The sequence below is a fragment of the Amycolatopsis palatopharyngis genome, assembly GCF_003385185.1.
Lineage (GTDB): Bacteria > Actinomycetota > Actinomycetes > Mycobacteriales > Pseudonocardiaceae > Amycolatopsis > Amycolatopsis palatopharyngis.
On the sequence record NZ_PQHZ01000024.1, the window covers coordinates 64,966 to 89,701 of the forward strand.

Annotated in this window: 22 protein-coding genes; 10 read left to right on the plus strand and 12 right to left on the minus strand. The window is 67.8% G+C overall.

Annotation, left to right across the window (positions count from 1 at the left end; translation table 11 throughout):
• Nucleotides 1-101 precede the first annotated feature (101 nt).
• Nucleotides 102-1,499, plus strand: a complete 1,398-nt coding sequence (locus tag D0C15_RS19155; protein ID WP_116047321.1) for a class II fumarate hydratase — start codon at nt 102-104, stop codon at nt 1,497-1,499.
• A gap of 72 nt (nt 1,500-1,571) precedes the next feature.
• Here the strand turns inward: D0C15_RS19155 and D0C15_RS19160 are convergent, their stop codons facing one another.
• Nucleotides 1,572-2,141 carry a TetR/AcrR family transcriptional regulator gene (locus D0C15_RS19160; protein WP_425455407.1) on the minus strand — a complete coding sequence of 190 codons (570 nt, stop codon included), beginning with the start codon at nt 2,139-2,141 and terminating at the stop codon, nt 1,572-1,574.
• A gap of 81 nt (nt 2,142-2,222) precedes the next feature.
• On the opposite strand from D0C15_RS19160, the gene D0C15_RS19165 reads away from it, so the two are divergent.
• Both D0C15_RS19165 and D0C15_RS19170 read left to right on the plus strand, forming a co-directional pair.
• On the plus strand, nt 2,223-3,173 hold the full coding sequence (locus tag D0C15_RS19165) for a DMT family transporter (RefSeq protein WP_116047325.1): 951 nt from the start codon (nt 2,223-2,225) through the stop codon (nt 3,171-3,173).
• Nucleotides 3,174-3,183: 10 nt separating this feature from the next.
• Nucleotides 3,184-4,695 carry an ATP-dependent DNA ligase gene (locus tag D0C15_RS19170; RefSeq protein WP_116047327.1) on the plus strand — a complete coding sequence of 504 codons (1,512 nt, stop codon included), beginning with the start codon at nt 3,184-3,186 and terminating at the stop codon, nt 4,693-4,695.
• Nucleotides 4,696-4,784: 89 nt separating this feature from the next.
• Here the strand turns inward: D0C15_RS19170 and D0C15_RS35085 are convergent, their stop codons facing one another.
• From D0C15_RS35085 to D0C15_RS19190, 4 genes are all read right to left on the minus strand, one after another.
• Nucleotides 4,785-5,144, minus strand: a complete 360-nt coding sequence (locus D0C15_RS35085; protein WP_245975997.1) for a hypothetical protein — start codon at nt 5,142-5,144, stop codon at nt 4,785-4,787.
• 29 nt (nt 5,145-5,173) lie between these two features.
• Nucleotides 5,174-5,578: a cupredoxin domain-containing protein gene (locus D0C15_RS19180; RefSeq protein WP_116047329.1), complete on the minus strand. Its 405-nt coding sequence runs from the start codon at nt 5,576-5,578 to the stop codon at nt 5,174-5,176.
• A 183-nt stretch (nt 5,579-5,761) separates the two neighbouring features.
• Nucleotides 5,762-6,643: an NBR1-Ig-like domain-containing protein gene (locus tag D0C15_RS19185; RefSeq protein ID WP_116047332.1), complete on the minus strand. Its 882-nt coding sequence runs from the start codon at nt 6,641-6,643 to the stop codon at nt 5,762-5,764.
• Between the two features lie 122 nt (nt 6,644-6,765).
• Entirely contained in the window at nt 6,766-7,980 is a 1,215-nt protein-coding gene (locus D0C15_RS19190) for an NADH:flavin oxidoreductase/NADH oxidase family protein (RefSeq protein ID WP_245975999.1), read from the minus strand.
• Between the two features lie 136 nt (nt 7,981-8,116).
• Here D0C15_RS19190 and guaB1 point away from each other — a divergent pair, with 136 nt between their 5' ends.
• From guaB1 to D0C15_RS19205, 3 genes are all read left to right on the plus strand, one after another.
• Nucleotides 8,117-9,556 (plus strand): GMP reductase, encoded by a 1,440-nt coding sequence (guaB1, locus tag D0C15_RS19195; protein WP_116047334.1) that lies wholly within the window; start codon nt 8,117-8,119, stop codon nt 9,554-9,556.
• A 72-nt stretch (nt 9,557-9,628) separates the two neighbouring features.
• Nucleotides 9,629-10,609 (plus strand): ABC transporter ATP-binding protein, encoded by a 981-nt coding sequence (locus D0C15_RS19200; protein ID WP_116047336.1) that lies wholly within the window; start codon nt 9,629-9,631, stop codon nt 10,607-10,609.
• Nucleotides 10,606-11,424 carry an ABC transporter permease gene (locus tag D0C15_RS19205; RefSeq protein ID WP_116047350.1) on the plus strand — a complete coding sequence of 273 codons (819 nt, stop codon included), beginning with the start codon at nt 10,606-10,608 and terminating at the stop codon, nt 11,422-11,424. Before D0C15_RS19200 ends, D0C15_RS19205 begins: the two co-directional genes overlap by 4 nt.
• Before the next feature lie 148 nt (nt 11,425-11,572).
• Here D0C15_RS19205 and phoH2 read toward each other — a convergent pair whose 3' ends face one another.
• Complete coding sequence (gene phoH2 / locus D0C15_RS19210; RefSeq protein WP_116047352.1) at nt 11,573-12,859, minus strand: RNA 5'-3' helicase PhoH2; 1,287 nt, start codon at nt 12,857-12,859, stop codon at nt 11,573-11,575.
• Nucleotides 12,860-13,678: 819 nt separating this feature from the next.
• Between phoH2 and D0C15_RS19215 the strand changes: the two genes are divergently transcribed.
• Complete coding sequence (locus D0C15_RS19215) at nt 13,679-14,008, plus strand: hypothetical protein (protein ID WP_116047354.1); 330 nt, start codon at nt 13,679-13,681, stop codon at nt 14,006-14,008.
• Nucleotides 14,009-14,120: 112 nt separating this feature from the next.
• Here D0C15_RS19215 and D0C15_RS19220 read toward each other — a convergent pair whose 3' ends face one another.
• Entirely contained in the window at nt 14,121-14,897 is a 777-nt protein-coding gene (locus D0C15_RS19220) for an isoprenyl transferase (protein WP_116047356.1), read from the minus strand.
• A gap of 94 nt (nt 14,898-14,991) precedes the next feature.
• On the opposite strand from D0C15_RS19220, the gene trhA reads away from it, so the two are divergent.
• Nucleotides 14,992-15,669: a PAQR family membrane homeostasis protein TrhA gene (gene trhA, locus D0C15_RS19225; RefSeq protein WP_116047358.1), complete on the plus strand. Its 678-nt coding sequence runs from the start codon at nt 14,992-14,994 to the stop codon at nt 15,667-15,669.
• On the opposite strand, the gene D0C15_RS19230 is transcribed toward trhA, so the two are convergent.
• A complete protein-coding gene (locus tag D0C15_RS19230; RefSeq protein WP_245976005.1) occupies nt 15,666-16,940 on the minus strand; it encodes a tannase/feruloyl esterase family alpha/beta hydrolase in 1,275 nt (424 codons plus the stop codon). The genes trhA and D0C15_RS19230 overlap by 4 nt on opposite strands.
• Before the next feature lie 231 nt (nt 16,941-17,171).
• Nucleotides 17,172-17,972, minus strand: a complete 801-nt coding sequence (locus D0C15_RS19235) for an alpha/beta fold hydrolase (RefSeq protein WP_245976000.1) — start codon at nt 17,970-17,972, stop codon at nt 17,172-17,174.
• 150 nt (nt 17,973-18,122) lie between these two features.
• On the opposite strand from D0C15_RS19235, the gene D0C15_RS19240 reads away from it, so the two are divergent.
• Together D0C15_RS19240 and D0C15_RS19245 are read left to right on the plus strand one after the other, a co-directional pair.
• The gene (locus tag D0C15_RS19240; RefSeq protein WP_116047364.1) at nt 18,123-18,461 is read left to right on the plus strand and encodes a YciI family protein; all 339 of its coding nucleotides are present in this window, start codon (nt 18,123-18,125) and stop codon (nt 18,459-18,461) included.
• Nucleotides 18,458-19,705, plus strand: a complete 1,248-nt coding sequence (locus tag D0C15_RS19245) for an RNA polymerase sigma factor (protein ID WP_116047366.1) — start codon at nt 18,458-18,460, stop codon at nt 19,703-19,705. Before D0C15_RS19240 ends, D0C15_RS19245 begins: the two co-directional genes overlap by 4 nt.
• Nucleotides 19,706-19,713: 8 nt before the next feature.
• Here the strand turns inward: D0C15_RS19245 and D0C15_RS19250 are convergent, their stop codons facing one another.
• From D0C15_RS19250 to D0C15_RS19260, 3 genes are all read right to left on the minus strand, one after another.
• The gene (locus D0C15_RS19250) at nt 19,714-21,639 is read right to left on the minus strand and encodes an acyl-CoA dehydrogenase family protein (RefSeq protein ID WP_116047368.1); all 1,926 of its coding nucleotides are present in this window, start codon (nt 21,637-21,639) and stop codon (nt 19,714-19,716) included.
• 88 nt (nt 21,640-21,727) lie between these two features.
• Nucleotides 21,728-22,288, minus strand: coding sequence for a hypothetical protein (locus tag D0C15_RS19255; RefSeq protein ID WP_116047371.1), 561 nt, complete (start codon nt 22,286-22,288; stop codon nt 21,728-21,730).
• Between the two features lie 169 nt (nt 22,289-22,457).
• The gene (locus D0C15_RS19260; protein ID WP_116047373.1) at nt 22,458-24,470 is read right to left on the minus strand and encodes a thioredoxin domain-containing protein; all 2,013 of its coding nucleotides are present in this window, start codon (nt 24,468-24,470) and stop codon (nt 22,458-22,460) included.
• Between the last annotated feature and the right edge of the window lie 266 nt (nt 24,471-24,736).

Below are 24,736 nucleotides of genomic sequence, written 5' to 3' on the forward strand. Positions count from 1 at the left end.
TGGCAGTCGTCACACACAACACTAGTGTCGCTGATCCCGCTGGTGGGCCGAGTGCTCAAGACCACCGGGCGACCGCAAGTCGGTTGGGCCAGACTGGCGGCATGGCTGAACAGGAATTCCGGATCGAACACGACACGATGGGTGAGGTGCGAGTTCCCGCCCAGGCGCTCTACCGCGCGCAGACCCAGCGGGCCGTGGAGAACTTCCCGATCTCCGGCCGCGGTCTTGAACGCGCCCAGATTCGTGCGCTCGGCCTGCTCAAAGCCGCGGCCGCGCGGGTGAACGCACGACTCGGCGTGCTCGACGGTGAGGTGGCCGCGGCCATCGCGAGCGCGGCCGACGAGGTGGCCGAGGGCAGGCACGACGAGCACTTCCCGATCGACGTCTTCCAGACCGGGTCCGGCACCTCGTCCAACATGAACGCGAACGAGGTCATCGCGACGCTGGCGAGCCGGGCACTGGGCCGCGACGTGCACCCCAACGACGACGTCAACGCATCGCAGTCGTCCAACGACACGTTTCCCACCACCATTCACGTCGCCGCGACCGAGGCGGTGCTGACGGATCTGATCCCGGCACTGGAGCACCTGGCCAAGACGATCGAGGGACGGGCCGCGGAGTGGGCCGACGTGGTGAAGTCGGGGCGCACGCACCTGATGGACGCGGTGCCCATCACCCTGGGACAGGAGGCTGGCGCATGGGCGGCGCAGGTCCGTTTCGGCATGGAACGGCTACGCGGCTGCCTGCCGAGGCTCGGTGAACTGCCGATCGGTGGTACAGCGGTCGGCTCCGGCCTCAACGCGCCCGACGGTTTCGGCAACGCGGTGGCAGGCGAGCTGGCGAAGGTGACGAACCTGCCGCTGACCGAGGCACGCGACCACTTCGAGGCGCAGGCCGCCCAGGACGGCGTCGTCGAGGCATCCGGGCAGCTGCGCACCGTCGCGGTTTCGCTGAACAAGATCGCCAACGACCTGCGCTGGCTGGGTTCGGGGCCGCGCACCGGTCTCGGCGAGCTGGCACTGCCGGACCTGCAGCCGGGTTCGTCGATCATGCCGGGCAAGGTCAACCCGGTCATCCCCGAGGCCACGCTGCAGGTGGTCGCCCAGGTCATCGGCAACGACGCCGCCGTGGCCTTCGCGGGCGCGCAGGGCAACTTCCAGCTCAATGTCAATCTGCCGGTGATCGCCCGCAACGTGCTGGAGTCCACCCGGCTGCTCGCGGCGGTGTCCCGGTTGCTGGCGGACAAGGTCTTCGCCGGTGTGCAGGCCAATGTGGAGCAGGCGCGGGAGTACGCGGAGGGCTCGCCGTCCATCGTGACGCCGCTGAACTCCTACATCGGCTACGAGGAGGCGGCCGCCGTCGCGAAACAGGCGCTGAAGGAGCGCAGGACGATCCGGGAGGTAGTGCTCGAACGCGGCCACGTGGCGGATGGCAAGCTCACCGAGACCCAGCTCGACGAGGCACTCGACGTCCTGCGGATGGCACGCGGCGGCAAGTAGGCACGCCTTCACCGTCGTTCCGGTCCTGGGGACGTGATGTCCGCAGCGGCCGGAACGGCGTGCTGCGCCCTCTCAGTGCTCGATCAACTGCCGGGCGATCTCCTTGGCGTTGCCGATCGCTCCAGGGACCACCCCGAAGGACGCCGTGACCGTGGCACCCTCCAGTAGCACCAGCAAGGACGTGGCTACCCTGCGTGGATTGCGTAGCCGGGCATCCTTGGCGAGCGTGCGCAGGTAGTCAAGCATCCACAGCTTCTGCTCCCGGATGACCTCGCGGCCGGGATGTGCCGCATCGGTCAACTCGGCCTGCGCGTTCACGAAGGCACACCCACGTGGGTTCTCCGTGGACATCCACTCTTCGAGCGCGTCGAACACGAGTAGCAATCTGCGGGCGGGCGGCACCCTGGTGCCGCGCTCGACCACGCTGACGACATGCTCGCGCCAGCGCTCGTCCCGGCGTGCGAGATAGTGCCCGACCAGGGTGTCCTTCGAGCCGAACCGGTCGTACAGGGTCTTCTTGGTCACCCCGGCCTCGGTCGCGATCGACTCGACGCCGACCGCGTGGATGCCGTTCTCGTAGAACAGGCGCCCGGCGACCTCGAGTACCCGCTCCGCGGCCGGAGTCATCGTCAGTTCGTCCATCACCCCTTGACAGTATACCGATCGGTCTAGTTAGTCTAGTAACCATACCGGGCGGTATACCTCAACCGGAAAGGACGTCCGATGAGGACAGAAGTCGTTCCAGCCGTTGGTTTCGTACTGATGTGGAGTTCCGGGTTCATCGGCGCCACTCTCGGCACCCAGCACGCTGGATCGAGCACCTTGTTGATGTGGCGTTTTCTCGCGGCCACGGCACTCATCGGGCTCTGGTGGTCGCTGCATCGCAGGCGAAGGTTCACCGCACGGGAGATCGGGGTACACGCGGGAGTGGGCCTGTTGTCGCAGGGCGGATACCTCTACGGAGTCGTCATGTCGGCCGAACTCGGCGTCCCTGCCGGTGTCGCGGCACTGGTCGCGGCTCTGCAGCCGATCGTCGCGGCGACGCTCAGCGGCCCGCTGCTCGGCGAGCACACAAGCCGGCTGCAATGGATCGGTCTCGCCGTGGGACTCGCCGGGGTGGCGCTGGTGGTCGGCGGGGATCTGAATGGCGGTACCGGTGCGCCGGCCCTCGCCTACGCTCTCCCGTTCGGGGCCATGCTCGCGCTGGTCACGGCGACCTTCGTCGAACGAAAAGCGGCGACCGAGCTCCCACTCGGCGATTCGCTGATGATCCAGTGCGCTGGTAGTGCCGTGTTGTTCACCGGCCTGGCCTTGGCGACCGGTGACGCGGCCCCGCCAACGTCGGGATCGTTCTGGCTGGCAGTGGCATGGGTGGTCGTGCTGTCCACCTTCGGCGGCTACGGCTTCTACTGGCTCAACGTGCGGCGCGGCTCGGTCACCCGGGTCTCCAGCCTGCTCTACCTGACCCCACCCACCACGATGCTGCTGGCACTGGCGATGTTCGGCCAGCGGATTACGGCACTCGGCCTGCTCGGACTGGCCGTTTGCCTCGGCGCCGTGCTGCTCGTCCTGCGCGCCCCAAGTCGCCAGCGTGCCGACCGGGAGGACTCCGTCCGTGATCTGCCACGCCCGGAGACCACGGTTCCGGCAGCGGAATGTCGGACCGCCGGGTGATGATGGAGCCATGCTGCTCGACACCGTCGTCACTGCCTCCGCCGGCCTCTCGGCCACTCGCTCGCGTAAGGCGAAGATCGCGATCCTGGCTGAGACGTTGCGCGCGGTCCCGGTAAGTGAACTGGCTCCGGCCGTCGCCTTCCTCACGGGCGCGCCTACCCAGGGACGCATCGGCACCGGCTGGCGAACGCTGGTCGATCTCGACATCCCGCCCGCGAACACGCCGTCGTTGAGCCTGGGCGACGTGGATGCCGCACTGGGCACGGTCGCGGCGGCGGGCGGAGCGGGTTCGGTGGCCCGACGGTCCACGGCGCTCACCGAACTTTTCAGCAGGGCCACGAAGGACGAGCAGCGATTTCTGGTTCGGCTGCTCACGGGAGAACTACGCCAGGGCGCACTGGAAGGTGTGATGGTCGACGCGGTCGCCGCAGCGGCCGAGGTCAAGGCGGACACCGTACGAAGGGCCTTGATGCTGTCCGGTTCACTGACCGCGACGGCGAGCGCGGCGATGGCGGGCGGCACGACGGCCCTCGAACAGTTCCGGATACAGCTGGGCAGACCGGTCCGGCCGATGCTCGCTTCCCCGGCCGAGTCCCTCGCCGGTGCGGTGACCGAACTCGGCTCGGCCATCGTGGAGTACAAGATGGACGGTGCGCGGATCCAGGTACACCGGGACGGCGAAGAGGTGCACGTCTACACCAGGACCCTGCGGGAGATCACCGGACAGGTCGCCGAACTGGTGGAACTGGTGCGAGCGATGCCGTGCGAATCGGTCGTCCTGGACGGGGAGACGCTCGCGCTCACCGACGAGGGCAGGCCGCGGCCGTTCCAGGAGACGATGGCCCGGTTCGGCAGCACACGGGAGGAACAGGTGCGGGCACTGCTGTTGCGGCCGTACTTCTTCGACTGCCTGCATCTCGACGGCGTGGACCTGCTCGACGTCCCGCTGCGCGAGCGCAACGAGGCGCTGCGCAGGGTGGCGGGCGAGCACGTCATCCCCGGCGAGATCGACCCCGGGGACGCGTCCGCCCTGCTCGACAGCGCACTCACCGCTGGGCACGAGGGGGTCATGGTCAAGGCGCTGGACTCGGTGTACGCGGCGGGCAGGCGCGGCCGGGCCTGGCTGAAGGTCAAGCCGGTGCACACGCTCGACCTGGTCGTGCTGGCCGCGGAGTGGGGGCACGGCAGGCGCACCGGTTACCTGTCGAACCTGCACCTCGGCGTCCGAGACCCGGACGGTGGTCCGCCGATCATGGTCGGCAAGACGTTCAAGGGGCTCACAGACGAACTCCTCACCTGGCAGACCGAGCGGCTGCAACAGATCGAGCGGACGCGTTCGGACTGGGTCGTGCACGTGCGGCCCGAACTCGTGGTGGAGATCGAACTCGACGGCGCCCAGACCAGCACCCGCTACCCCGGCGGAGCGGCGCTGCGCTTCGCCAGGGTCCTGCGGTACCGCCCGGACAAGGACCCCGCCGACGCCGACACGATCGAGGCAGTACGGGCGCTGCTCCACGGCTGATCCGGCGTCGGCAGGATGTCCCCAATGTGGCTTTGGGGAACTTGAACGTCCCGAATGCCACATTGGGGAACATCCACTCGCGGCGTGTGCTAGCGGGCGACGGTCTTCACCACTCCGCCGTAGTACGGGAAGTTCACGCCGGTCGGCGCGCACTCGATCTTCTGGCCCTCCTTGAAGTAGACCGTGATCGAGCCCACGCACTCGAAGGCCTTGAAGCCGCCCCAGGTCCGAGTGCCGGGCCGCAGGCACAACGCGTCCTTGCCGAACCGCCTGATGTACCCCGAGTAGCCCTTACCGCAGGTCTTGATGATGTCCGACACGGCGACCTCGGCGGCGGGTGCCGCCATCGCTTGCTGCGGCTGTGCTGTGGCCACCGTGGCGGTGAGCGGAAGCACCGCCGTCGCGAAGGTGAGTCCGGCGACGGTCGCCGCCCTGGTGATCGAACGCATGTCTGTCCCCTGTTTCGGTGAGCGTGGAATCAGTAGCAGCGGGCTGAGGAAATGGCGTACGTGTAGTTGTTCGAGGCGTTCGACTGCACGTCGAAGGCGATCTTGTAGCTGATCGGTGGCTCGCCGAACACGTCGGTACTGACCTTCTTCTCCTTGCCGGGTGCGATACCGCCCTTCCACAGGACCTTGTCCCACCGCACGTCGCGAATGGTCACGAGCATGCCGCGGAAGTCGTGGTTGTGGACCTTGATGGTGATCTTCTGGTCCGCAAGCGTGGACGCCACCGTTGTCTTCCCGCCCATCAGCGGGCCGCCCGCGCAGACCTGCTGCACGGCGGATGCCTGCGGCGCGAGCAGCAACGGCACGATGACCGCGATCGGCAGGACCGCGCCTGCCCTGCGTGCCCACCTGGACCGAATCTGTGCATCTCCCATGGAGGTTTCCCGTTCCCTTCGGCGATCGGACGTCGGCGATTTGGACGTCGTCGAGATTCGAAGCTAGGGAGGAGCTCAGAGCAGCGGAAGACGCTGACCGGCCACGGGATGGCTTGCGGTCGAAAGCCGACGTTTACCCAGGTCAACGATTTGACCATCGCGTCGGTTGGTCAAATTCCGCCGCTATTCCACTACCTTCACGAGGAAGAACAGGGCCCGGCTGCCGGGCAGCAACAGCCGCCCTCGGTCGTCCACCATCTTCCAGTAGACCTGGCAGTAGCCGGATGTGTCGGGTGCCCGCACGTCCACCGAGATCCGCACGGACTCCCCGGGCCGCGTGGCCGGGATCGGCACCTGCTGGGCCGTTTCGCACTCGGTGGGATTGCCGAACGAGCCGTCCCGGCGCAGAAAGCGGTCGGCCCAGGGCACAGTCCCCGCGTTGCGGATCTCCCAGGTCTTGACGAAATGCGTTCCGGTGAGCACTTCTGTTCCGTCCGGGATCGTCACATCGCCGACCCATTCGGACCGGTCCCCGTCGATGAGGGCGGCGGGCGCGGCCACTTCTGCCTCGCGCTCCGGCGGTTGCGGGTCCGCGCCGACGTCCTGAATCAGCATGACCGTGCCGATCGACAGCAGGGTGGCGACCGCGACTGCGGCCACCGCTGTCCACTGCCTGCGACGCTGCGGACGTTCGGGCGCTGGCTCGGGAGCAGCATCGATCGGCTCGGCCGCTCCCGCCCGCGCCCGCTCCCATCTGGCCCGCCACTCGGTTCGCGCCGTATCCGGGCACTCGCCGAGGATGTCCACCGCGAGCACGCGGACGAACTCCCAGGCGGTGTCCCAGGACGGCAGCTGCTTGCCGCGCGCGGCTGCGGACAACGCCGACTTGGAGGCCAAGGCCCCGTACTCGCCGCGCATCCGGTCGTAGGAAGGGTCGCCTGCGGCCCGCTTCAGTTCCCAGAGCCGGTGCGCGAACTCCGCGACCGGCCCGGCGGACGGGTCAGGGCAACGCGCGACCCGTCCCCTTCGTCCCTGCTTCTCGTCCAGGACTCCGTCCTTCTCCATCGAGCTCCACCTCGACGGGAGGATATTGCGCCGTACGGGCGAGCGGCCCGAAGGCAGGCGAACTTCCTCCGAAGGAGGACGGTGTCGCTCAACCGCGGACCCGGCGAAACGCGTTGAGCGGGTCACTGACCCCCGCGACGACGAGCGAGCGGACGGCACCGCGGCGGCGGTCCACCGGCTTGCCGGAGGCGACGCGATGCATCTGCTGGGTGTGCCACTGGATCTCCAGCCAGCTGTCGGCCAGCCGGATACCGGTCTTCGGGCACAGTCGCTCGGCCTCGACGTCCTCCCCTGCGAGCAGCCGCGCGGGCAGGTCGGGGGGTGACGGTGACCGGACGGCCGAGCCCGATGACGTCGAGCGCGCCTGAGCGCAGTGCGGCGCCCATTCCCTCTACGGTCCGGAAGCCGCCGGTGACCATCAACGCGACATCGCTGATCTGGCGGGCTTTGGTCGCGTAGTCGAGGAAGTAGGCCTCCCTGTTGCGTGTGCTGCTCCTGGTCTCGCTGGTCAGCCCCATCATCGCGGCACGCTCGTAGGTCCCACCGGAGATCTCCAGCAGATCGATCCCCGCCTCCCCGAGTTCGCGGACGACTTCGAGGGATTCCTCCTCCGTGAACCCGCCGCGCTGGAAGTCCGCGCTGTTCAGCTTCACCGACAGCGCGGCGGTTGCGCCGATCTCGGCCCTGACCCTGCGTACGAGTTCGAGCAGGAACCGCCTGCGGCGCACCGCGTCCCCGCCCCAGGCGTCCGTACGCCGGTTCGTCAACGGCGAGAGGAACTGGGAGATGAGGTAACCGTGCGCACCGTGCAGCTGGATGCCGCGAAACCCGGCCTCGAGCACCGTGCGCGCCGACAAGGCGAACCGATCGATGATCGCCTCGATCTCGGCCCCGGTCAGTGCGCGGGGTGTGGCGAAGACCGAGCGGACGCCACGGTCGTCGAAGGGCACAGCAGATGGGGCGACGGGCTGGCGGGACAGGAAGCGGGGACTTTGCCGTCCGGGGTGGTTGAGCTGCACCCACAGCTGGGCCTCGGTCCCCGCCGAGGCCGCGGCCCACTCGCGGAACACCGCCGGGTCGGGCCGGGCGGGCACGGCTACGTTGCGCGGCTCGCCGAGCGCGGCCGGGTCCACCATGACATTGCCCGTGACCAACATCCCCGCACCGCCCCGCGACCAGGTGCGGTACAGCTCGACCAGCTCCTGACCGGGCCGATTGCGCCGGTCTCCGAGCTGCTCGCTCAGCGCCGACTTCGCCAACCGGTGCGGAAGGACGGCGCCGCAACGCAACGTCAGGGGCTCGGCCAGCAGCTCGACCGCAGCTTTCGTCGTCGGCATCGACCCTCCAGTTCCGCGCACCACCTGTTTCTTACCGGCAGTAACTTACCTGAAAGTAGATACCGTTGGTAGGTCAAAGTAGCTCACCAGACGGATCGTGCTGCCCTCGCCGTGCAGCGGTGTAACCTGGGTTCTCGTGCGCTTTCTGGATGGCCACGGGCCCGCCCACGACCTGACCTACGACGACGTCTACCTGCTGCCGAACCGATCGGCGGTCGAGTCGCGTTTCGACGTCGACCTGTCCACGGTGGACGGCACGGGTACCACGATTCCCATCGTCGTCGCGAATATGACCGCCGTCGCGGGCAGGCGTATGGCGGAGACCGTCGCCCGCAGGGGTGGTCTCGTCGTGCTCCCGCAGGACGTGGACCCGGCCGCCGTGGCGGACATCACAAGCTGGGTGAAGCGCCGCGACACGGTGTGGGACACCCCGCTGGTACTGACCCCGGGTGACGCCGTCGCCGACGCGCTGAACCTGCTTGGCAAGCGCGCCCACGGCGCGGTGGTGCTGGTGGACGGCGCGGGCAGGCCGGTGGGCGTGGTGGACGAGACCGCGTGTTCCGGAGTGGACAGGTTCGCCCGGCTCGGCGAGGTGGCCGACACCGGCGTGCTCTCGTTCCCGCTGGACACCGAGCCACGCGAGGTCTTCGAGAAGCTGCACGCCCAAGGCGGCAGGCTGGCTGTAGGTGTGGACACCGACGGCAAGCTGGCAGGCGTCCTCACCCAGGTGGCGGCGCTGCGGGCCGGGATCTACACCCCCGCCGTCGACGCGAACGGCAGCCTGCGGGTCGCGGCAGCCGTCGGCGTGAACGGCGACGTCGCCGCCAAGGCCGAAGCCGTACTGCGGGCGGGGGTGGACGTGCTCGTGGTGGATACGGCGCACGGGCACCAGGAGAAGATGTTCTCGGCGTTACGGGCCGTGCGCTCGGTATCGCCTTCGGTCCCGATCGTTGCGGGCAACGTGGTGACCGCGGAAGGTACGCGCGACCTCATCGAGGCGGGCGCGGACGTGGTGAAGGTCGGCGTCGGCCCGGGCGCGATGTGCACCACCCGGATGATGACCGGCGTCGGCCGCCCGCAGTTCTCCGCCGTGGCGGACTGCGCCGCCGCCGCCCGCGAACTCGGTAAGCACGTATGGGCCGACGGCGGGGTACGCCACCCCCGCGACGTGGCACTGGCACTGGCGGCCGGTGCCTCGGCCGCGATGGTCGGGTCCTGGTTCGCCGGCACCCACGAATCCCCGGGCGACCTCCGCTACGACGAGCACGGCAGGCCGTACAAGGAGTCGTTCGGAATGGCGTCCAAGCGCGCGGTGGGCGCCCGCACCCGCACGGACAACGCGTTCGACCGGGCCCGTAAGGCACTGTTCGAGGAGGGGATCTCCTCGTCGAGGATGGCGCTGGATCCGGCCCGTCCGGGGGTCGAGGACCTGCTGGACTCGATCGGCTCGGGAGTCCGCTCGGCCTGCACCTACGCGGGCGCCCGCAGCATCGAGGAGCTGCACGAGCGAGCGGTGATCGGCGTGCAGTCAGCGGCCGGGTTCGCGGAAGGGCGCCCCCTGCCCGCGGGCTGGTGACAGGCCCAGAGGTTCACCAGGAGCGGACGCGGATCCGGTAAAGCCGTTTGCCTTTCGGCATAACCTGAAGGCGTGTCTGCGAACGTTGCGGTGGAAGTAGCCGACCTCGTCAAGCGGTACCGCAGGAACAGCCCGGCAGCGGTGGACGGGCTGAGTTTCTCGGTTCCGCCCGGCGAGGTGTTCGGCCTGCTGGGACCGAACGGCGCGGGGAAAACGACCACTGTCGGCGTGCTCACGACGCGCGTGCGGCCAACCTCCGGTCGTGCGTTCGTGTACGGAGTGGACGTCGTGCGCAGGCCTGGCCCTGCGCGGCAACTGCTGGCCGTGGTGCCTCAGCGCAACAACCTGGACCGCTCGCTCAACATCCGGCAGAACCTGATCTTCCACGCGATCTACCACGGAGTCGGCAGGGCCGAACGTAACCGGCGCGCGGACGAGATCCTGGAGCGGATGGGCCTCGCCGACCAGGCGAAGGCGCGTATCGACTTCGTCTCGGGTGGACAGTCGCAGCGAGTGATGATCGCCAGGGCGCTGATGCACCGACCGAGGGTGCTGTTTCTGGACGAGCCCTCCACGGGTTTGGACCCGCAGGCGCGCCTGTTCGTGCACGAGCGGGTGGCCGAGCTGCGCACTGAGGGTGTGACGGTGGTGCTGACGACCCACGACATGGACGAGGCCGCGAAACTCTGCGATCGCGTCGGCATCGTGGACCACGGCAAACTGCTCGCACTGGACAGTCCGGTGGCACTCACCCGCTCACTACCCGGCAGCACCACGCTCAGCGTCACCGTGAACGTCAACGGGCAGGACCCCGAACGGGTCGCGGAGGAGCTGTCTACTGTGGATGGAGTCGAGCGAGCGGAACGGATCTCTTCGTCCACAGCGGACGGCACAGCACAGTTCCGGCTCTACACCGAATATGAACCACCGGTCGTGCTGCCACAGGTACTCAAAGCCACCGGTGCCGCGGGTTGCGAGGTCAGCGACCTCTCCATCGGAACTCCCAGCCTCGAAGACGTATTCATTCACCTCACGGGACGGGATTTGCGATGACCACGACCAGATCCGCGGCCGACAGCGCGGCACACGGCATCGGTGTCTCCCTGCGCACCTTCCTCGCCGTGCTCTGGCGGGATGTGTTCGTGACCGGAAGGGAACTCGGCCCGTTCCTGGCCCAGGTCGTGATCCAGCCGTTCTTCATGCTGTTCATCTTCGGCAAGGTCCTCACCGGCATCGGCTATGTCGACGACAGTTTCGTGCAGATCCTGTTGCCGGGAATCGTGGCGCTGAACGGTTTCGTCGTCGCGCTGCAGAACACCACGATGCCGTTGGTGATGGACTTCTCCTGGACGAGGGAGATCGAGGACCGGCTACTCGCACCGATGCCGATTCCGTTGGTCGCCATAGAGAAGATGCTTTTCGGCGCGATCCGCGGGACCGTGGCGGCGCTGCTGATGATCCCGGTCGGCTTTCTCATGCTGGAGGGCATTCACTGGCCTGCCTCTGCCTGGCCGGGCATCGTCGGCATGATCGTGCTCGGTTCGCTCGCGGGTGCGGCGATCGGCATGACGATCGGCACGCTGATCAACCCCCGCCGGATCAACATCATGTTCGCGGTGATCCTGATCCCGCTGATGTTCACCGGCTCCACGCAGTTCCCCTGGCACGCACTCGAGCACCTTCGATGGTTCCAGGTGGTGTGCGCGATCAACCCGTTGACCTACGTCAGTGAAGGCATGCGGGACCTGCTGATCGGCGACGAGGTGAAGTCCATTCCACTGTGGCTGGACATCCCGATCATCCTGGTCGCGCTGGCGATCTTCGGCGCGATCGGCATCAAGGGGTTCATGCGGCGCGCCCTCGACTGACACCGACTCACGTCCCTGTCGCATTTTCCCGGGAAAGTGCGATAGGTGCGTGCGCAACTACCGCGCTTTCCCGGGAAAGTGCGAGGCTTACTGCGGGGATGCCACGGCCTGCGCAGGGCCTGCGCAGGCCGTGACGTCCCCGCTCGGCTCAGCCGTGATCCTCCAGCATCTCGGTCACGAGGGCGGCGATGGGCGACCGCTCGGACCGGGTGAGCGTCACGTGGGCGAACAACGGATGCCCCTTCAGCTTCTCGATCACCGCGGAGACGCCGTCGTGCCGCCCGACCCGCAGGTTGTCCCGCTGCGCGACGTCGTGCGTGAGCACCACCCTGGAGGCGGTACCGAGCCGGGAGAGCACCGTGAGCAACACGTTGCGTTCCAGCGACTGGGCCTCGTCCACGATCACGAACGCGTCATGCAGCGATCGGCCGCGAATGTGCGTCAGCGGGAGAACCTCCAGCATCCCGCGGTCGAACACCTCGTCGAGCACGTCCTGACTGACCAGCGCGCCGAGGGTGTCGAACACGGCCTGTGCCCACGGCTGCATCTTCTCGCTCTCGGAGCCGGGAAGATAGCCGAGATCCTGGCCACCGACGGCGTAGACGGGACGGAAGACCACCACCTTGCGGTGTGCCCTGCGTTCCATCACCGCCTCCAGTCCGGCACACAGGGCCAGCGCCGACTTGCCGGTGCCTGCCCTGCCGCCCATCGAGACGATCCCGACCTCGGAGTCCAGCAGCAGGTCGAGCGCGATCCGCTGTTCAGCCGACCGCCCGTGCAGGCCGAAGGCCTCGCGGTCCCCCCGCACCAGGCGCACCCGTTTGTCGGCGGTGATCCGGCCCAGCGCGCTTCCACTACCGGCTAGCAACCGCAGGCCGGTGTGACAGGGCAGCTCCCCGACCTCCGGGAGACCGAAGTCGGCCAGATCCGCCGACCCTTCGCCGAACAGCGCGTCCAGTGCCTCCTTGGGCACGTCGACGTCCGACATTCCCGTCCAACCGGAAGGGGCGACGTCCTGCCCCCGGTACTCGTCGGCGTCCAGACCGACGGCCCCGGCCTTGACCCGCAGGGGAATGTCCTTGGTGACCAGCGTGACCTCATGTCGTTCGACAGCGAGGTTCAGCGCGCACGCCAGGATGCGGTGGTCGTTGGAATCGGTCCGGAACCCCGGAGGGAGCACCGTCGGGTCCGAGTGGTTCAACTCGACATGCAGTGTCCCGCCGTCCTCGCCGATCGGAATCGGCGCGTCGAGACGGCCGTGTGCGCGCCTGAGATCGTCGAGCATGCGCAGCGCCTCGCGGGCGAACCAGCCCAACTCGGGGTGATGCCGCTTCGCTTCGAGCTCACTGATCACGACCAACGGCAACACCACTGCGTGCTCGGCGAACCGGGTCAGTGCCCAGGGGTCGGACAACAACACCGAGGTGTCGAGCACATAGGTGCGGGTCTGGAGCTCGGGGTGAGATGAGATCGAGGCTTTCCCAGTGCGGTCGGCACTGCTCGAAGGGCCTGCAGCCATTTGAGGCGAACGCTGCGCAGTCACGGCTTCTCCCTCGTGGGCGCGACACCACGCCCGCACTCGCTGGGCCGGGCACCACCCTGGCTGACCTGCTCTCACCGACGCTCGCGCGTCAGCTCCTGCGGCCACGAGGGCCGGGTGCCGGCCCCCTCGTGCGTCTCGTGAACGGATCCACCGTTCCCTCAACCACAGCCACGACCAGGGCCTCCCGCAACGACCCGCATGGGTGCGCGAGCCGTCACTTCGGAAGTTACCTGCGCTGAGCCGATCATGCAGGCAGCCACACAGGTGATTCGCCGACTCGTCACTTCAACGTCACTTCGAGCCGGGCAGTATTGCTACCCGGCGGTAGCAAGCAAAATGTGCGCTGACCTGGAAATATCACACGTTTGGGTGCTGTAACGGTGAAGGAATTTTCACTGTCTGCGAGCACTTCTCCCACCTGCCGAATGAGCAGAAGTACGAGCAACTACGGAGGGTTACTGCTCTGAGCGTATCGCGACCGTTACCGATCAGAGGCAAACCCGTGATTAGCTGCACTGATACGCGCGACGGCCGCAAGCAGACGCCCGGTTCCCCATGCAAGGATTTTTAAACATCGTCATCCTTCCGGTTTACCCGCACCGTTTCTTGCTAAATGTGTGGCTAACGAGTTGGGGATGTACCTTCGTGCCACCGGCAGGCAAAGTTCACTGTCGAAGCTCAATCCGTGATTGATTACTAGGGAGTTTCCACGTGCTGAAGAAAGCTGCAATCGTCGCCGCTACAACTGGCGCATTGATGCTGGCCGGTTCGCCCGCTTTCGCCACTGGCGGCGGCGGAATCGACGGCAATGACGACAACAACCACACGGGTCAGGTCGGCCTCGTCAACGTCAACGACGTGCTGAACGACAACAACGTGGGCCTCTGCGACCTCAACGCCAACGTGCTGGCCGTGCAGGTTCGCGACGTGCTGAACGACCTCGGCGTCGCCGTTCCGGTGCTGTCCCCCGCGTCCCCGGCCGCCAACGAGACCGTTGCCCCGGATGTCTGCGTTGCGGAGACCGACGTAGACGGCCACTGAGGTTCCGCGCTCCGCATTACGTATCTCCGGCCAGCCCAGGTCGTGCGGAGCCAGGAATAACGAAGCCGGCTGTGGGGAATGTTCGCATTCCCCACAGCCGGCTTTCGTGTTTTCAGGAGCCGAAACGGCGATGCCGGACGGCGTAGTCACGCATGGCGCGAAGAAAATCAACCCGACGGAATGCCGGCCAGTAGGCCTCGGTGAACCAGAACTCCGAGTGCGCCGATTGCCAGAGGAGAAAACCGGACAAACGTTGCTCTCCGGACGTTCGAATGATCAAATCGGGATCCGGCTGTCCAGAGGTGTACATATGTTCGGAGATATGATCCACATCCAGGATCTTCGCCAGCTCACGGATCGGCGTGCCCTCGTCCGCGTGCTGGAGCAGCAGTTTCTTGACGGCGTCCGCGATTTCCTGCCTGCCGCCGTACCCGACCGCGACGTTGACCGACATGCCGTTACGGCCGTCCGTACGCAGTGCCGCGGCCGTGAGCCGGGCGGCGGTCTCCGTCGGCAGCAGATCGAGCGCGCCCACGATTCGTAACCGCCAGGGATTGTCCGGTTTGGCCAGCTCGTCCACGACGTCCGGAATTATTTCCAGCAGCGCCTCGACCTCCTCGGAGGCTCTGCGCAGGTTGTCGGTAGAGAGCAACCAGAGCGTGACGACCTCGACCTCCGCCTCGCGGCACCAGACGAGGAAGTCGGAGATCTTCTTCGCGCCCGCGCGGTGACCGTGACTGACGTCGGCGAACCCTGCTTCGCGGGCCCATCTCCGGTTACCGTCGAGCATGATGGCGATGTGGCGGGGGTGGCGTCCGCCTGCTTGCTGGATCAGTCGCCTCGCGTAGACGCTGTAGACGATGTCCGAAAGGAAGGACCGAAGACTCACGTGTCAGGAGCGTACGCAGTGACCCACGGGCTATGCACACCACACTTCCTGGCCGCCAAACCTACGGCAACGTAACCTGGGAGCCGTGAGCTCAATGACCGAAACCCCACCGGCTTCACCGCCACCCGGACCGGAGTCGCGCCCACGCCTGCGCGGGCACATCCATTTCTGGTCGTTCTTCGGTGCAGTGGCCGCTGCGGCGACGCTCATCGCTCTTGCGAGTGCCACGGTGTCCGGAATCGCCGCACTGGCAACCTCCATCTACGGCCTGACCGTGCTCGGCGTCTTCGGCGTGAGCGCGCTGTACCACCGGCGTATCTGGAGCCCGAGGGCTTACAAGTGGATGAAACGCGCCGACCACTCGATGATCTTCCTGTTCATCGCGGGCACCTACACCCCGTTCACCTTGTTGGCAATGAGCCAACCAACGGGATACATCGTGCTGGGCGTGGTCTGGGGTGGCGCCATCGCCGGTGTTTCCCTCAAGCTCCTCTGGCCGAACGCACCTCGCTGGCTCGGCGTACCGATCTACATCGCCCTGGGCTGGGTGGCCGTCTTCGTGCTGCCCGAACTACTGGCCAACGCCGGAGTTGCCGCGCTGGTTCTGTTGGTGGTCGGTGGCCTGTTCTACACCGCGGGCGCCGTGTTCTACGGCGTACGCTGGCCCAACTTCTGGCCGGAGACCTTCGGCTACCACGAGTTCTTCCACGCCTGCACGGTGCTCGCGGCAGCCTCGCACTACATCGCGATCTGGCTCGCCCTGTACTCCTAGCCGCCTAGCTCGCAGCGGGTGACCAGATCGGCTGGTGTCGCGTCCGCCGGCCGCCGCACCGTGGCCGATGGCGGTGGCTGGACATCCGTGGCCAGCCAGGACTCCAGCGCCAAGAATGCGCTGCGGTGGCATGGGGTAAGCGCGCGCAGCCGGTCCGGGAAGACGTCCACCAGTGCGTCGGTATGGGTTCCGCCCTCGATCCGGTAGTACCGGTGCAACGGGCCTCGGCCCTGCTCGCGCACCATGCCGGCATACACGTCGGAGTCACGGGCGATCGGCAGCAGCACGTCCATGGTTCCGTGCAGCGTCAGCAACGGCTTCCCGATACGCCCGGTAAGTCCGATCCGGCGCACCGCATCGTGCACCTCAGCGGGCCGGCTCGCATAGTCGTAGTCCGCGTCGCATTCGGGGCTACCCGGCTCGCAGTACGGCGTTCCAGCCTCGGTCGCACCGTCGAACCCTGGATCGATCTCCTCGCGATAGATTCGCTGGGTGAGATCCCAGTAGTACTGGTGGTGAAACGGCCACAGGAACTCCGAACCCGCGGGGAAGCCGGCCTGGACCATCCGCGCGTGCGCCTCGGCCGCGTCCGGCCCCCCATCGGCATAACGCGGGTACGCGGTCAGGGCAGTGGGCAGGAAGTCCATGAGGTTCGGCCCTTCCTCCGTCCACAGAGTCCCTTCCCAGTCGACTCCGCCGTCGTAGAGTTCGGGACGGTTCTCCAATTGCCAGCGCACCAGATAGCCGCCGTTGGACAGCCCGGTCATCAGTGTGCGGCTCGGCGGCCGGTGGTATCGCTGTGCCACAACGGCTCTCGCCGCCCGCGTCAGTTCGGTGACTCGCTGGTTCCACTCGGCGATCGCCTCGCCTGGCCGGTCGCCGTCGGTGAAGAACCGGAGCCCGGTGTTGCCCTTGTCCGTGGCCGCGAACGCGTAGCCACGGGCGAGCACCCAGTCCGAGATGACCCGGTCGTTCGCATACTGCTCCCGGTTTCCTGGCGAGCCGCTGACGACGAGGCCACCGTTCCAACTCTCGGGCAGTCGTAACACGAACTGTGCATCGTGCTGCCAACCGTTGTTGGTGTTCGTCGCCGAGTCATCGCGGAAGTAGCCATCCACCTGAACTCCGGGCACCGGGGCTGGAGCCGGGAGGGCCTCCTGGGTCAGCCCCGCCCAGTCCGCCGGATCCGTATGTCCACTCCGGATGGTGCCGGTAGTGGTGAGATCGGTGAGACAGGCGACTACCCGGTGCTCGGCCCGGGGCACGTGCAGCCGCTCGGCGCTCGCGCACCCTCCGGTCTCTCGTGCCCAACCCGCCTGTGGTTGCCACCCCGCTGTCAGGAGAAGCACCGACAACGTCACCGCGACCAGCTTGCGCACCGCGACCTCCCAGGATCACCTCACCCGATCTGGATGACGGTAGAAAGCCCTACCCGGCAGGGGAATGGGGCGCGGTCCCACGAAACGTCAGCGGTGTGTGTCGGCCGGACACATACCGCTCGGCTACGCGCGGAAGAACGCGTCCAGCGCCTTGGCCGTTGCCTCGGCAGGAATGCCGTGGTCCGCCCCGCCGGGAACGTCGACGTACCGAGCATTGGCCAGGTACTCCGGCAATGCCTTTGCGGCCTCCCGCAGCCGGGGCCACGACTCGCCACTGCTGAGCACTAGCGTCTCGATGTCGAGCCGCGCCATCCGCGGGGTCGGGACGTTCGGCGACCGGGTGATCATCGCGTCGTACACCACGGTCTGGGCTACCGCTTCGAGCTGGGGAAACATGGGCGACTGCCGGATCTGCTCAACCAGCTCGGCGGGCAGTCCGATGCCCTCGGTCTGCATCACCCCTACCGCTTCACCCCGCCTGCCGTCCGCGATGAGCGCGGCCAGCCGTTCTGGCAGGTCGTCCTGGTTGGAGCGCGCGAGCCCACCGATGGCGAACGGTGGCTCGTACAACGCCAGCCGGGTGATCCGCGATCCGGCGACCCCGGCCCGCAGCGCCAGGATCGCGCCAGAGGAGAAGCCGAACACCAGGGCCTCGCCACCCTCTGCCGCGATGACCGCGTCGAGGTCCTCGATCTCTCGTTGCACGGTGTAGGTCGCCGCCTCGGCCGGAGCGATCGCGTCGCCACTGTGGCCGCGCCCGCGCCGGTCCGGGCAGACCACCGTGTAGCGACCCTGCAGCTGCTCCGCCAGCGGGGCACACGTCGCGGCGTCGTTGAAGGCGCCGGGTACGAACACAACGGTGGGGCCGCTGCCGGCCCGGTTGTACGCGATGGTCGTGCCATCCGCCGAGCTCACTGTATGCATGAATGACTCCTTCGCCGATGGGCTGTCGTTCAGTCGACGTACGAGACAGCCGATGATGGACAGACTCCGCGAGAGATTCTTCCTGAAGCAGCTGTCCATCGACCGCGATCCCGGACGTCGATCAGATGAGACGACACGAAGGAGACACACATGCGCTACCTGTTGATGATCAGTGCGGACGAGACCCAGGTCGACGAGGAGGTGAACGAAGAGGGCATGCGGGCCTTCACCGCCTGGATGGACGACCTCGTTGCGCGCGATGTGCTCCGAGCGCATGAGGGATTGCGGCCGAGCCGTACCGCGACGACCGTGCGTGTGCGCGGCGAAGAGGTGCTGCTGACCGACGGACCGTACATCGAGGCCAAGGACCAGATCGGCGGCTTCGCCCTGATCGAGGTGGACGATCTGGACCAGGCCGTGGAGATCGCCGCGGGGCATCCGGCCTGCTCGGTCGGGCAGGTGGAGATCCGGCCCCTGCGCGAGCCGTGAACGATGTCACCGAGGCCGTCACCGCCGCCTTCCACGAGGAGTGGGGGCGGCTGGTCGCGACGCTCATCGGCTTCACCGGCGACTGGGACCTGGCCGAGGAGTGCGCGCAGGAGGCCTTCACTCTGGCCTGGCGAACGTGGCCACGCGACGGTGTCCCGGACCGGCCCGGCGCGTGGCTGCTCACCGCGGCTCGCCGCAGGGCGCTGGATCGGTTACGTCGTGCCCGCCTGGGTGAGGCCAAGCTCCAGCAGTTCGCCGTGATCGAGGGCAGCGGTCCCGCGGAATCGGACCCGGGCGCCATCGACAGCGGTATCGCGGACGAACGCCTGCGGTTGATCTTCACCTGCTGCCATCCGGCGCTCGCGTTCGAGGCACAGGTGGCGCTCGCGTTGCGGACGCTCACCGGACTGTCGACGGCCGAGATAGCCAGGGCGTTCGGCGCTCCCGAGGCGACGATGGCCAAGCGCCTTGTCCGCGCGAAACGCAAGATCCGCGAGGCCGGCATTCCTTACCGGGTTCCGCCCGCGCATCTGCTGCCGGAACGGACCCGTGCGGTACTCGGAGTGGTGTACCTGCTCTTCAACGAGGGCTACGTCGCGAGTGCGGGTGCGCGCCTGCACCGTCCTGTGCTGGCGCAGGAAGCGCTTCGGCTGGCCGCGTTGCTGGTGGAGCTGATGCCGGATGATCCGGAGGCGGGGGGCCTGAACGCACTGATCCTGCTCCAGCACTCGCGGTCGGCCACACGCATGTCCTCCGGGGGTGTGCTCGTGCCGCTGGAGGAGCAGGACCGGACGCGGTGGGACCACGCCCTGATCGCCGCGGGCCTCACGGCCCTGCGACGCGCCGCACGCAGGGAGCGCCTCGGCCCGTACCAGCTACAGGCCATGATCGCGGCCTGTCATGTGACCTCCCCATCGGTCGAGGAGACCGACTGGGCGCGGATCGTCGAGCTGTACGACGTGCTGCTGAGCCAAGTGCCTTCGCCGACTGTGGCACTGAACCGTGCCGTGGCGGTGGCGATGCGGTCAGGGCCGGAGGCCGGCCTGGACCTGCTGGACGACCTCGTGCGGGACGGCGGGCTAGGGCACAGTCACCTGCTGCCTGCCGCCCGGGCCGACCTGTTGCGGCGGCTGGGACGGCAGGCTTGCGCCGCCCAGGCGTACCAGGCAGCGCTGGAACGTACCTCGAACGAGGCGGAACGCGCCTATTTGCAGCGCAGGCTCGACGAACTCGCAGGGACCTGAGCAGGCACTCAACCGGTGAGCATCGGTGCGGCCAGGAACTGCTCCGGGATCGCGAAGGCGTCCACCAGGGTGCGGGCGTGCGGGCGCAGCAACGCGCACAGCTCGTTCACCGCTGTGACGACGGCTTTCGCGCGGGTCGAGCTGATCCGGCCGTGCTCCAGGAACCACGCTCGGTCCGCCTCGATGTTCGACAGCACGTACAGATCGCACAACCGCTCCAGGACCGTCCTCGCATCAGGGTCCGCGCAGCGCTCGATAGCCGCGACGAACGCCTCCAGCACCACCCGATCGACGTGCACTCGTCCCGCCTGCAGGACGTGGTCCTGGGCGTCGTTGAACACCTCGAACGGGTCCGCGTCGTCGGCTCCGGCGCGGCGCAACCTGCGCGCGACGCCGTCGAGCACGTGTTCCTCACGGTCCTCGAACAGTTTCAGCTGCCAGCCCCGGTCGAACAGGGAGTCCTCGTCGTCGCGTCGCGGGCTCGCATCGATCAGCCGCTCGATGGCCTGGCGCGCGGCGGTGCGCTCGATCACCGCACCCAGCAACTGCTCGGCGGCGAACTTCACCGTGCCCATCGCGCTCAGGTCCTGGAAGTCCTCCTTGTAGCTGGTCAGCAGGCCCTTCGCGACGAGTTGCAGCAGGACGGTGTTGTCCCCCTCGAACGTGGTGAAGACGTCGGTATCTGCCTTGAGCGAGGGCAGGAGGTTCTCCGAGAGGTACCCGGCACCACCGCACGCCTCCCTGGCGGTCTGGATGGTGGCCGTCGCGTGCCAGGTGGCCACCGCCTTAACTCCGGCCGCCCGAGACTCCAACTCCCGTTGGGCGCGCTCGTCGGTGTCCGTACCGCCCTGGATGTCGTGCAGGGCCCTGACCAACTCCTCCTGTGCGAAGTGCAGGGCATAGGAGGTGGCCAGCGCGGGTAGCAGCTTCCGCTGGTGGGCTCGGTAGTCCAGGATCACTACCTCCTCGCCGTCACCGGGGCGCTCGAACTGCCTGCGCATCTCGCCGTAGCGCACGGCGAGTGCCAGTGCCCGCTTGGTCGCGCTGCCCGCACTGCCCGCGACGCTGACCCGTCCCCGGATCAGCGTTCCGAGCATGGTGAAGAACCGGCGCCCGTCACTCTCGATCGGACTGGAGTAGGTGCCGTCCTCCGCGACGTCGGCGTAGCGGTTCAGCAACGCCTCGCGAGGCACGCGCACCTGGGTGAACGCCAGCCTGCCGTTGTCCACCCCGTTCAGTCCGGCCTTCGGTCCACAGTCCTCGATCCGAACCCCGGTCGCCGCATCGCCGTTGTCGTCCCGGATCGGTACCAGGAACGCGTGCACGCCGCGTCCTGACCCGCCGGTGATCAACTGGGCGAACACCACCGCCATCCGGCCGTCCCTGGCGGCGTTGCCGATGTAGGTCTTGTGCGCGGAACGGTCCGGGGTGTTGATCACGAACTCCCGGGTGGCCGGGTCGTACTCGGCCGTGGTGTTCAGGTGCTGTACGTCCGAACCGTGTCCGGTCTCGGTCATCGCGAAGCAGCCGAGCAGGTCGAGATCCATGATCGGGCGCAGATACCGCTCATGGTGTCGTTCGGTGCCGAGCAGTTGCACGGCACCGCCGAACAGCCCCCACTGCACACCGGCCTTCACCATCAGCGAGAGGTCGCCGAAACCGAGCATCTCGAACGACATCACCGAACCACCGATGTCGTCGGCACCGCCGTACTCCCGAGCGAAGCCGAGCCGTGGCCGGTCCGTCTTGGCCAGTTCGCGCATCTGCTCGAGTACCTGCACACGATGGCTCTCGGTGTCCAGGTCGAATGATTCGCGAAACTGGTTCTCCGCCATCTGTGTACGAACCTGGTGCCGGAGTTCGGCCCAGTGCCCGTCCAGTACCGAGGTGAGCGCGGCAGCGTCCACTTTGGCCGGGATCGATGGCAGGTCCATATCTCCTCCGAGGGGTGCGGCAGACCCGATTTCGGGACTGTTCCAGCCTGCCGCACCTACCCCGGAGTCGCAGGACGAGCCGCCGGTCCTAGCCCAGGTCAGGTCCCTTCGCGCGCAGATCGTCCACCGTCGACATCGCCTCGCGAAGCTCCGCGAGCCAGGTGTCGGCGTGTTCGCCGACCAGCCGGACCGCCCACGCCAGCGCCTCGGAGCGCGAACGGGCCACACCGGCGTCCACGAGCGTGTCCAGCACCATCCGCTCCGGTTGCCGCAGCCGGGTCATCACCGGGGCGGACAGGGTGGTGAACAACTCCACCGTGTCGCCGAGTCGTGCGCCCCAGGCGACCTTGCGCTGGTAGCGGTGCTCTGCCTGGCGAGCGATCTCGATCCGCTCGTCCCTGGTCTCCTCACGGAACCGGCTGATCCGGCCCGCCTCCGCCGCGGCACTGGCGGCCTCGTCGGCGTACTCCTCCTGCAAGGCGGGAAGTTCGCCGACCACGACGATCTCCTCGCGATCCACGGTCACCTCTGGGGCTCCGGTGAACCAGCCCTCGGGCAGCCTGCCGCCGAACCAGGCTCCCGCGTCCTCGGCGCTCGGCGCCTCACCCGGCTGCCAGCCACCACGTCCGCGCCATCCTCGTGCACCCATGTGTCCCGCAATCCGCACGCGTGTATGCATGCTCGCCTCCGCTGATTACACGATTACAACACTGCTGACAGTACGCCGAAATCGCGGAAACCAGGCGTCCGTTCACCCCCAGCGGAACACGCCCTCGCACTTTCCCGGGAAAGTGCGAGGGGCGAGGGGGTGCGCGGGGTCAGCGGGTGAGGGCGGCGGTCAGGTCCTCGGCCGTGGTGACCGGCCGGTCACAGACGTAGCCGCGGCAGACGTAGGCCGCGGCGGCGTCCTCGATCAGGGTCCGGCCCGCGAGCAGGGGGACGCCTGCGGCTTCCGGCGCCCCGGCGAGTACGACGGCGCCGCCGTGCGCGACGCGAGCGGCCTCGGCCAGCAGTTCGCCGCGAGCCGCGGCATCGGGTCCGACCACGGCGACCTGCACCGGCCCTGAGTGCAGCGCTTCGGCCACTGAAAGCCAGTTTCCCGCGAACCGGGGCACCTTCGCGGCGAGGGCTCCCGCCCTGCTCAGCGCCTGCTCAGCCGCGAGCCGGTAGGCATCGGCCCGCTCGTGCCCGGCCAGCGCGGACGCCGTCAGCAAGGCCGCGGCCAGCGAAGAGGCCCCAGCCGGGCTGGCGTTGTCGGTGGGGTCCGAAGGCCGGTGCACGAGCGTCTCGGCGTCGTCGGCGGTGTCGTAGAAGACGCCCTCCTGCTCCGGGTCCGCGAAGCGCGCGAGGGCCGTGTCCAGCAACGCCGTGGACTCGGTCAGCCAGCTCGGATCGGCGGTCGCCTGATGCAGCGCGAGCAGTCCTTCGGCGAGGCACGAGTAGTCCTCAAGTACACCGGCCGCAGCACCCACCTCGCCACCTCGGGAACTGCGGCGGAGGCGACCGTCGATGCGGTGCGTGTCGAGCAGCAGGCGGGCTGCTTCGACAGCCGAGTCGACCCACTCCGGATGCCCCAGTGCGGTACCCGCCTCCGTGAGCGCGGTGATGGCGAGCCCGTTCCACGCGGCGATCACCTTGTCGTCGCGGGCGGGCTGGGGACGCTGCGTCCTGGCCGCGAGCAGCTTCTCCCTGACCCGTTCCCATCGTTCGGGGTCGGCCGGGTCCTGCGGCAACTGCAGAGTGGACGAGCCCTGCTCGAACGTGCCTGACTCCGTGACCTCGAAGAGCGTCGCGGCCCATGCCCCGTCGTCGGGACCGAGTACCTCGGTCAACTGAGCAGGGGTCCACACGTAGGTCAGACCCTCGACCCCGTCGGTGTCGGCGTCCAGCGAGGCGGCGAATCCTCCCTCCGGCGTGCGCAGCTCCCGGAGCAGGAACCCCGCGGTTTCGGCGGCGACCCGCTGCGCCAGCGGGGACCCGGTACGACGAGCGAGGTGTGCGTAGGCCCGCAGCAGCAGTGCGTTGTCGTACAGCATCTTCTCGAAATGCGGCACCACCCAGGCGGCATCGACGGAGTAGCGGGCGAACCCGCCGGCGAGTTGGTCATAGATGCCACCCCTGGCCATCGCCTCCGCGCAGGCCTCGGTCAGCGACAGCGCCTCTGCCGAGCCGGTCCGCTCGTGATGGCGCAGGAGGAACTCCAGCACCATGGACGGCGGGAACTTCGGCGCGCCACCGAATCCGCCGTGCTGCGGATCCGCATCCGTCCGCAGTTTGGCCACCGCACCACGGAGGGCGTCGTCGTCCACTACGGACTGTTGGAGCGGACCTGTCTGCTCGGCCAGGTGGGCGGCGATCTGGCCGGCGCCCTCACGCAGCTCGCCCGGCCGTTCGGTCCACGCCTGGGCGACCGCGACGAGCAGATGCTGGAACGAGGGCATTCCCGGCCTGGGCGCCGGGGGGTAGTAGGTCCCGCAGTGGAAGGGCTCACCTTCCGGGGTGAGGAAGCAGGTCATCGGCCAGCCCCCATGGCCGGTCATTGCCTGGGTGGCGGTCATGTAGACGGCGTCGATGTCCGGGCGTTCCTCGCGATCGACCTTGATGTTGACGTAGTTCGCGTTCATCAGCGCCGCGGTCTCCTCGTCCTCGAAGGACTCGTGCGCCATCACGTGACACCAGTGGCACGCGGCATAGCCGATGGACAGCAGGATCGGCACGTTCCGGCGCCGCGCCTCGGCCAGCGCCTCAGGACCCCACGGCCACCACTCGACCGGGTTCTCGGCGTGTTGGAGCAGGTAGGGACTGGTAGCGCTGGCAAGACGATTCGACATACCCCAAGGGTGTCACCGATGCGCGCCCCTCACCGGGATGGGGCGTCTGCAAGTACCACCAAGCAAGATCGACATGTGCGTCAACTACCACCAAGTGGCGCCGACGTCCGGAGCACTTGGTGGTAGTTATTTACGAAGATGATCTTGCTTGGGCGTACTTGCAGACGTACCAAGACCAGGTCGGGGACGGCTCTCAGGTGCGGCCGTTCGCCGTCTTTCCGTCGGAGGAATCCCGGTCGGGGGAATCTCGGTCGGGGGGTTGGGTG

What these genes read in the sequence shown, in the direction of transcription:
- D0C15_RS19155 (WP_116047321.1), top strand. Translation starts at nt 102, where the DNA reads ATGGCTGAACAGGAATTCCGGATCGAACACGACACGATGGGTGAGGTG.
- D0C15_RS19160 (WP_425455407.1), bottom strand. Translation starts at nt 2,141, where the DNA reads ATGGACGAACTGACGATGACTCCGGCCGCGGAGCGGGTACTCGAGGTC.
- D0C15_RS19165 (WP_116047325.1), top strand. Translation starts at nt 2,223, where the DNA reads ATGAGGACAGAAGTCGTTCCAGCCGTTGGTTTCGTACTGATGTGGAGT.
- D0C15_RS19170 (WP_116047327.1), top strand. Translation starts at nt 3,184, where the DNA reads ATGCTGCTCGACACCGTCGTCACTGCCTCCGCCGGCCTCTCGGCCACT.
- D0C15_RS35085 (WP_245975997.1), bottom strand. Translation starts at nt 5,144, where the DNA reads ATGCGTTCGATCACCAGGGCGGCGACCGTCGCCGGACTCACCTTCGCG.
- D0C15_RS19180 (WP_116047329.1), bottom strand. Translation starts at nt 5,578, where the DNA reads ATGGGAGATGCACAGATTCGGTCCAGGTGGGCACGCAGGGCAGGCGCG.
- D0C15_RS19185 (WP_116047332.1), bottom strand. Translation starts at nt 6,643, where the DNA reads ATGGAGAAGGACGGAGTCCTGGACGAGAAGCAGGGACGAAGGGGACGG.
- D0C15_RS19190 (WP_245975999.1), bottom strand. Translation starts at nt 7,980, where the DNA reads ATGCCGACGACGAAAGCTGCGGTCGAGCTGCTGGCCGAGCCCCTGACG.
- D0C15_RS19205 (WP_116047350.1), top strand. Translation starts at nt 10,606, where the DNA reads ATGACCACGACCAGATCCGCGGCCGACAGCGCGGCACACGGCATCGGT.
- trhA (WP_116047358.1), top strand. Translation starts at nt 14,992, where the DNA reads ATGACCGAAACCCCACCGGCTTCACCGCCACCCGGACCGGAGTCGCGC.
- D0C15_RS19235 (WP_245976000.1), bottom strand. Translation starts at nt 17,972, where the DNA reads ATGCATACAGTGAGCTCGGCGGATGGCACGACCATCGCGTACAACCGG.
- D0C15_RS19240 (WP_116047364.1), top strand. Translation starts at nt 18,123, where the DNA reads ATGCGCTACCTGTTGATGATCAGTGCGGACGAGACCCAGGTCGACGAG.
- D0C15_RS19250 (WP_116047368.1), bottom strand. Translation starts at nt 21,639, where the DNA reads ATGGACCTGCCATCGATCCCGGCCAAAGTGGACGCTGCCGCGCTCACC.
- D0C15_RS19255 (WP_116047371.1), bottom strand. Translation starts at nt 22,288, where the DNA reads ATGGGTGCACGAGGATGGCGCGGACGTGGTGGCTGGCAGCCGGGTGAG.
- D0C15_RS19260 (WP_116047373.1), bottom strand. Translation starts at nt 24,470, where the DNA reads ATGTCGAATCGTCTTGCCAGCGCTACCAGTCCCTACCTGCTCCAACAC.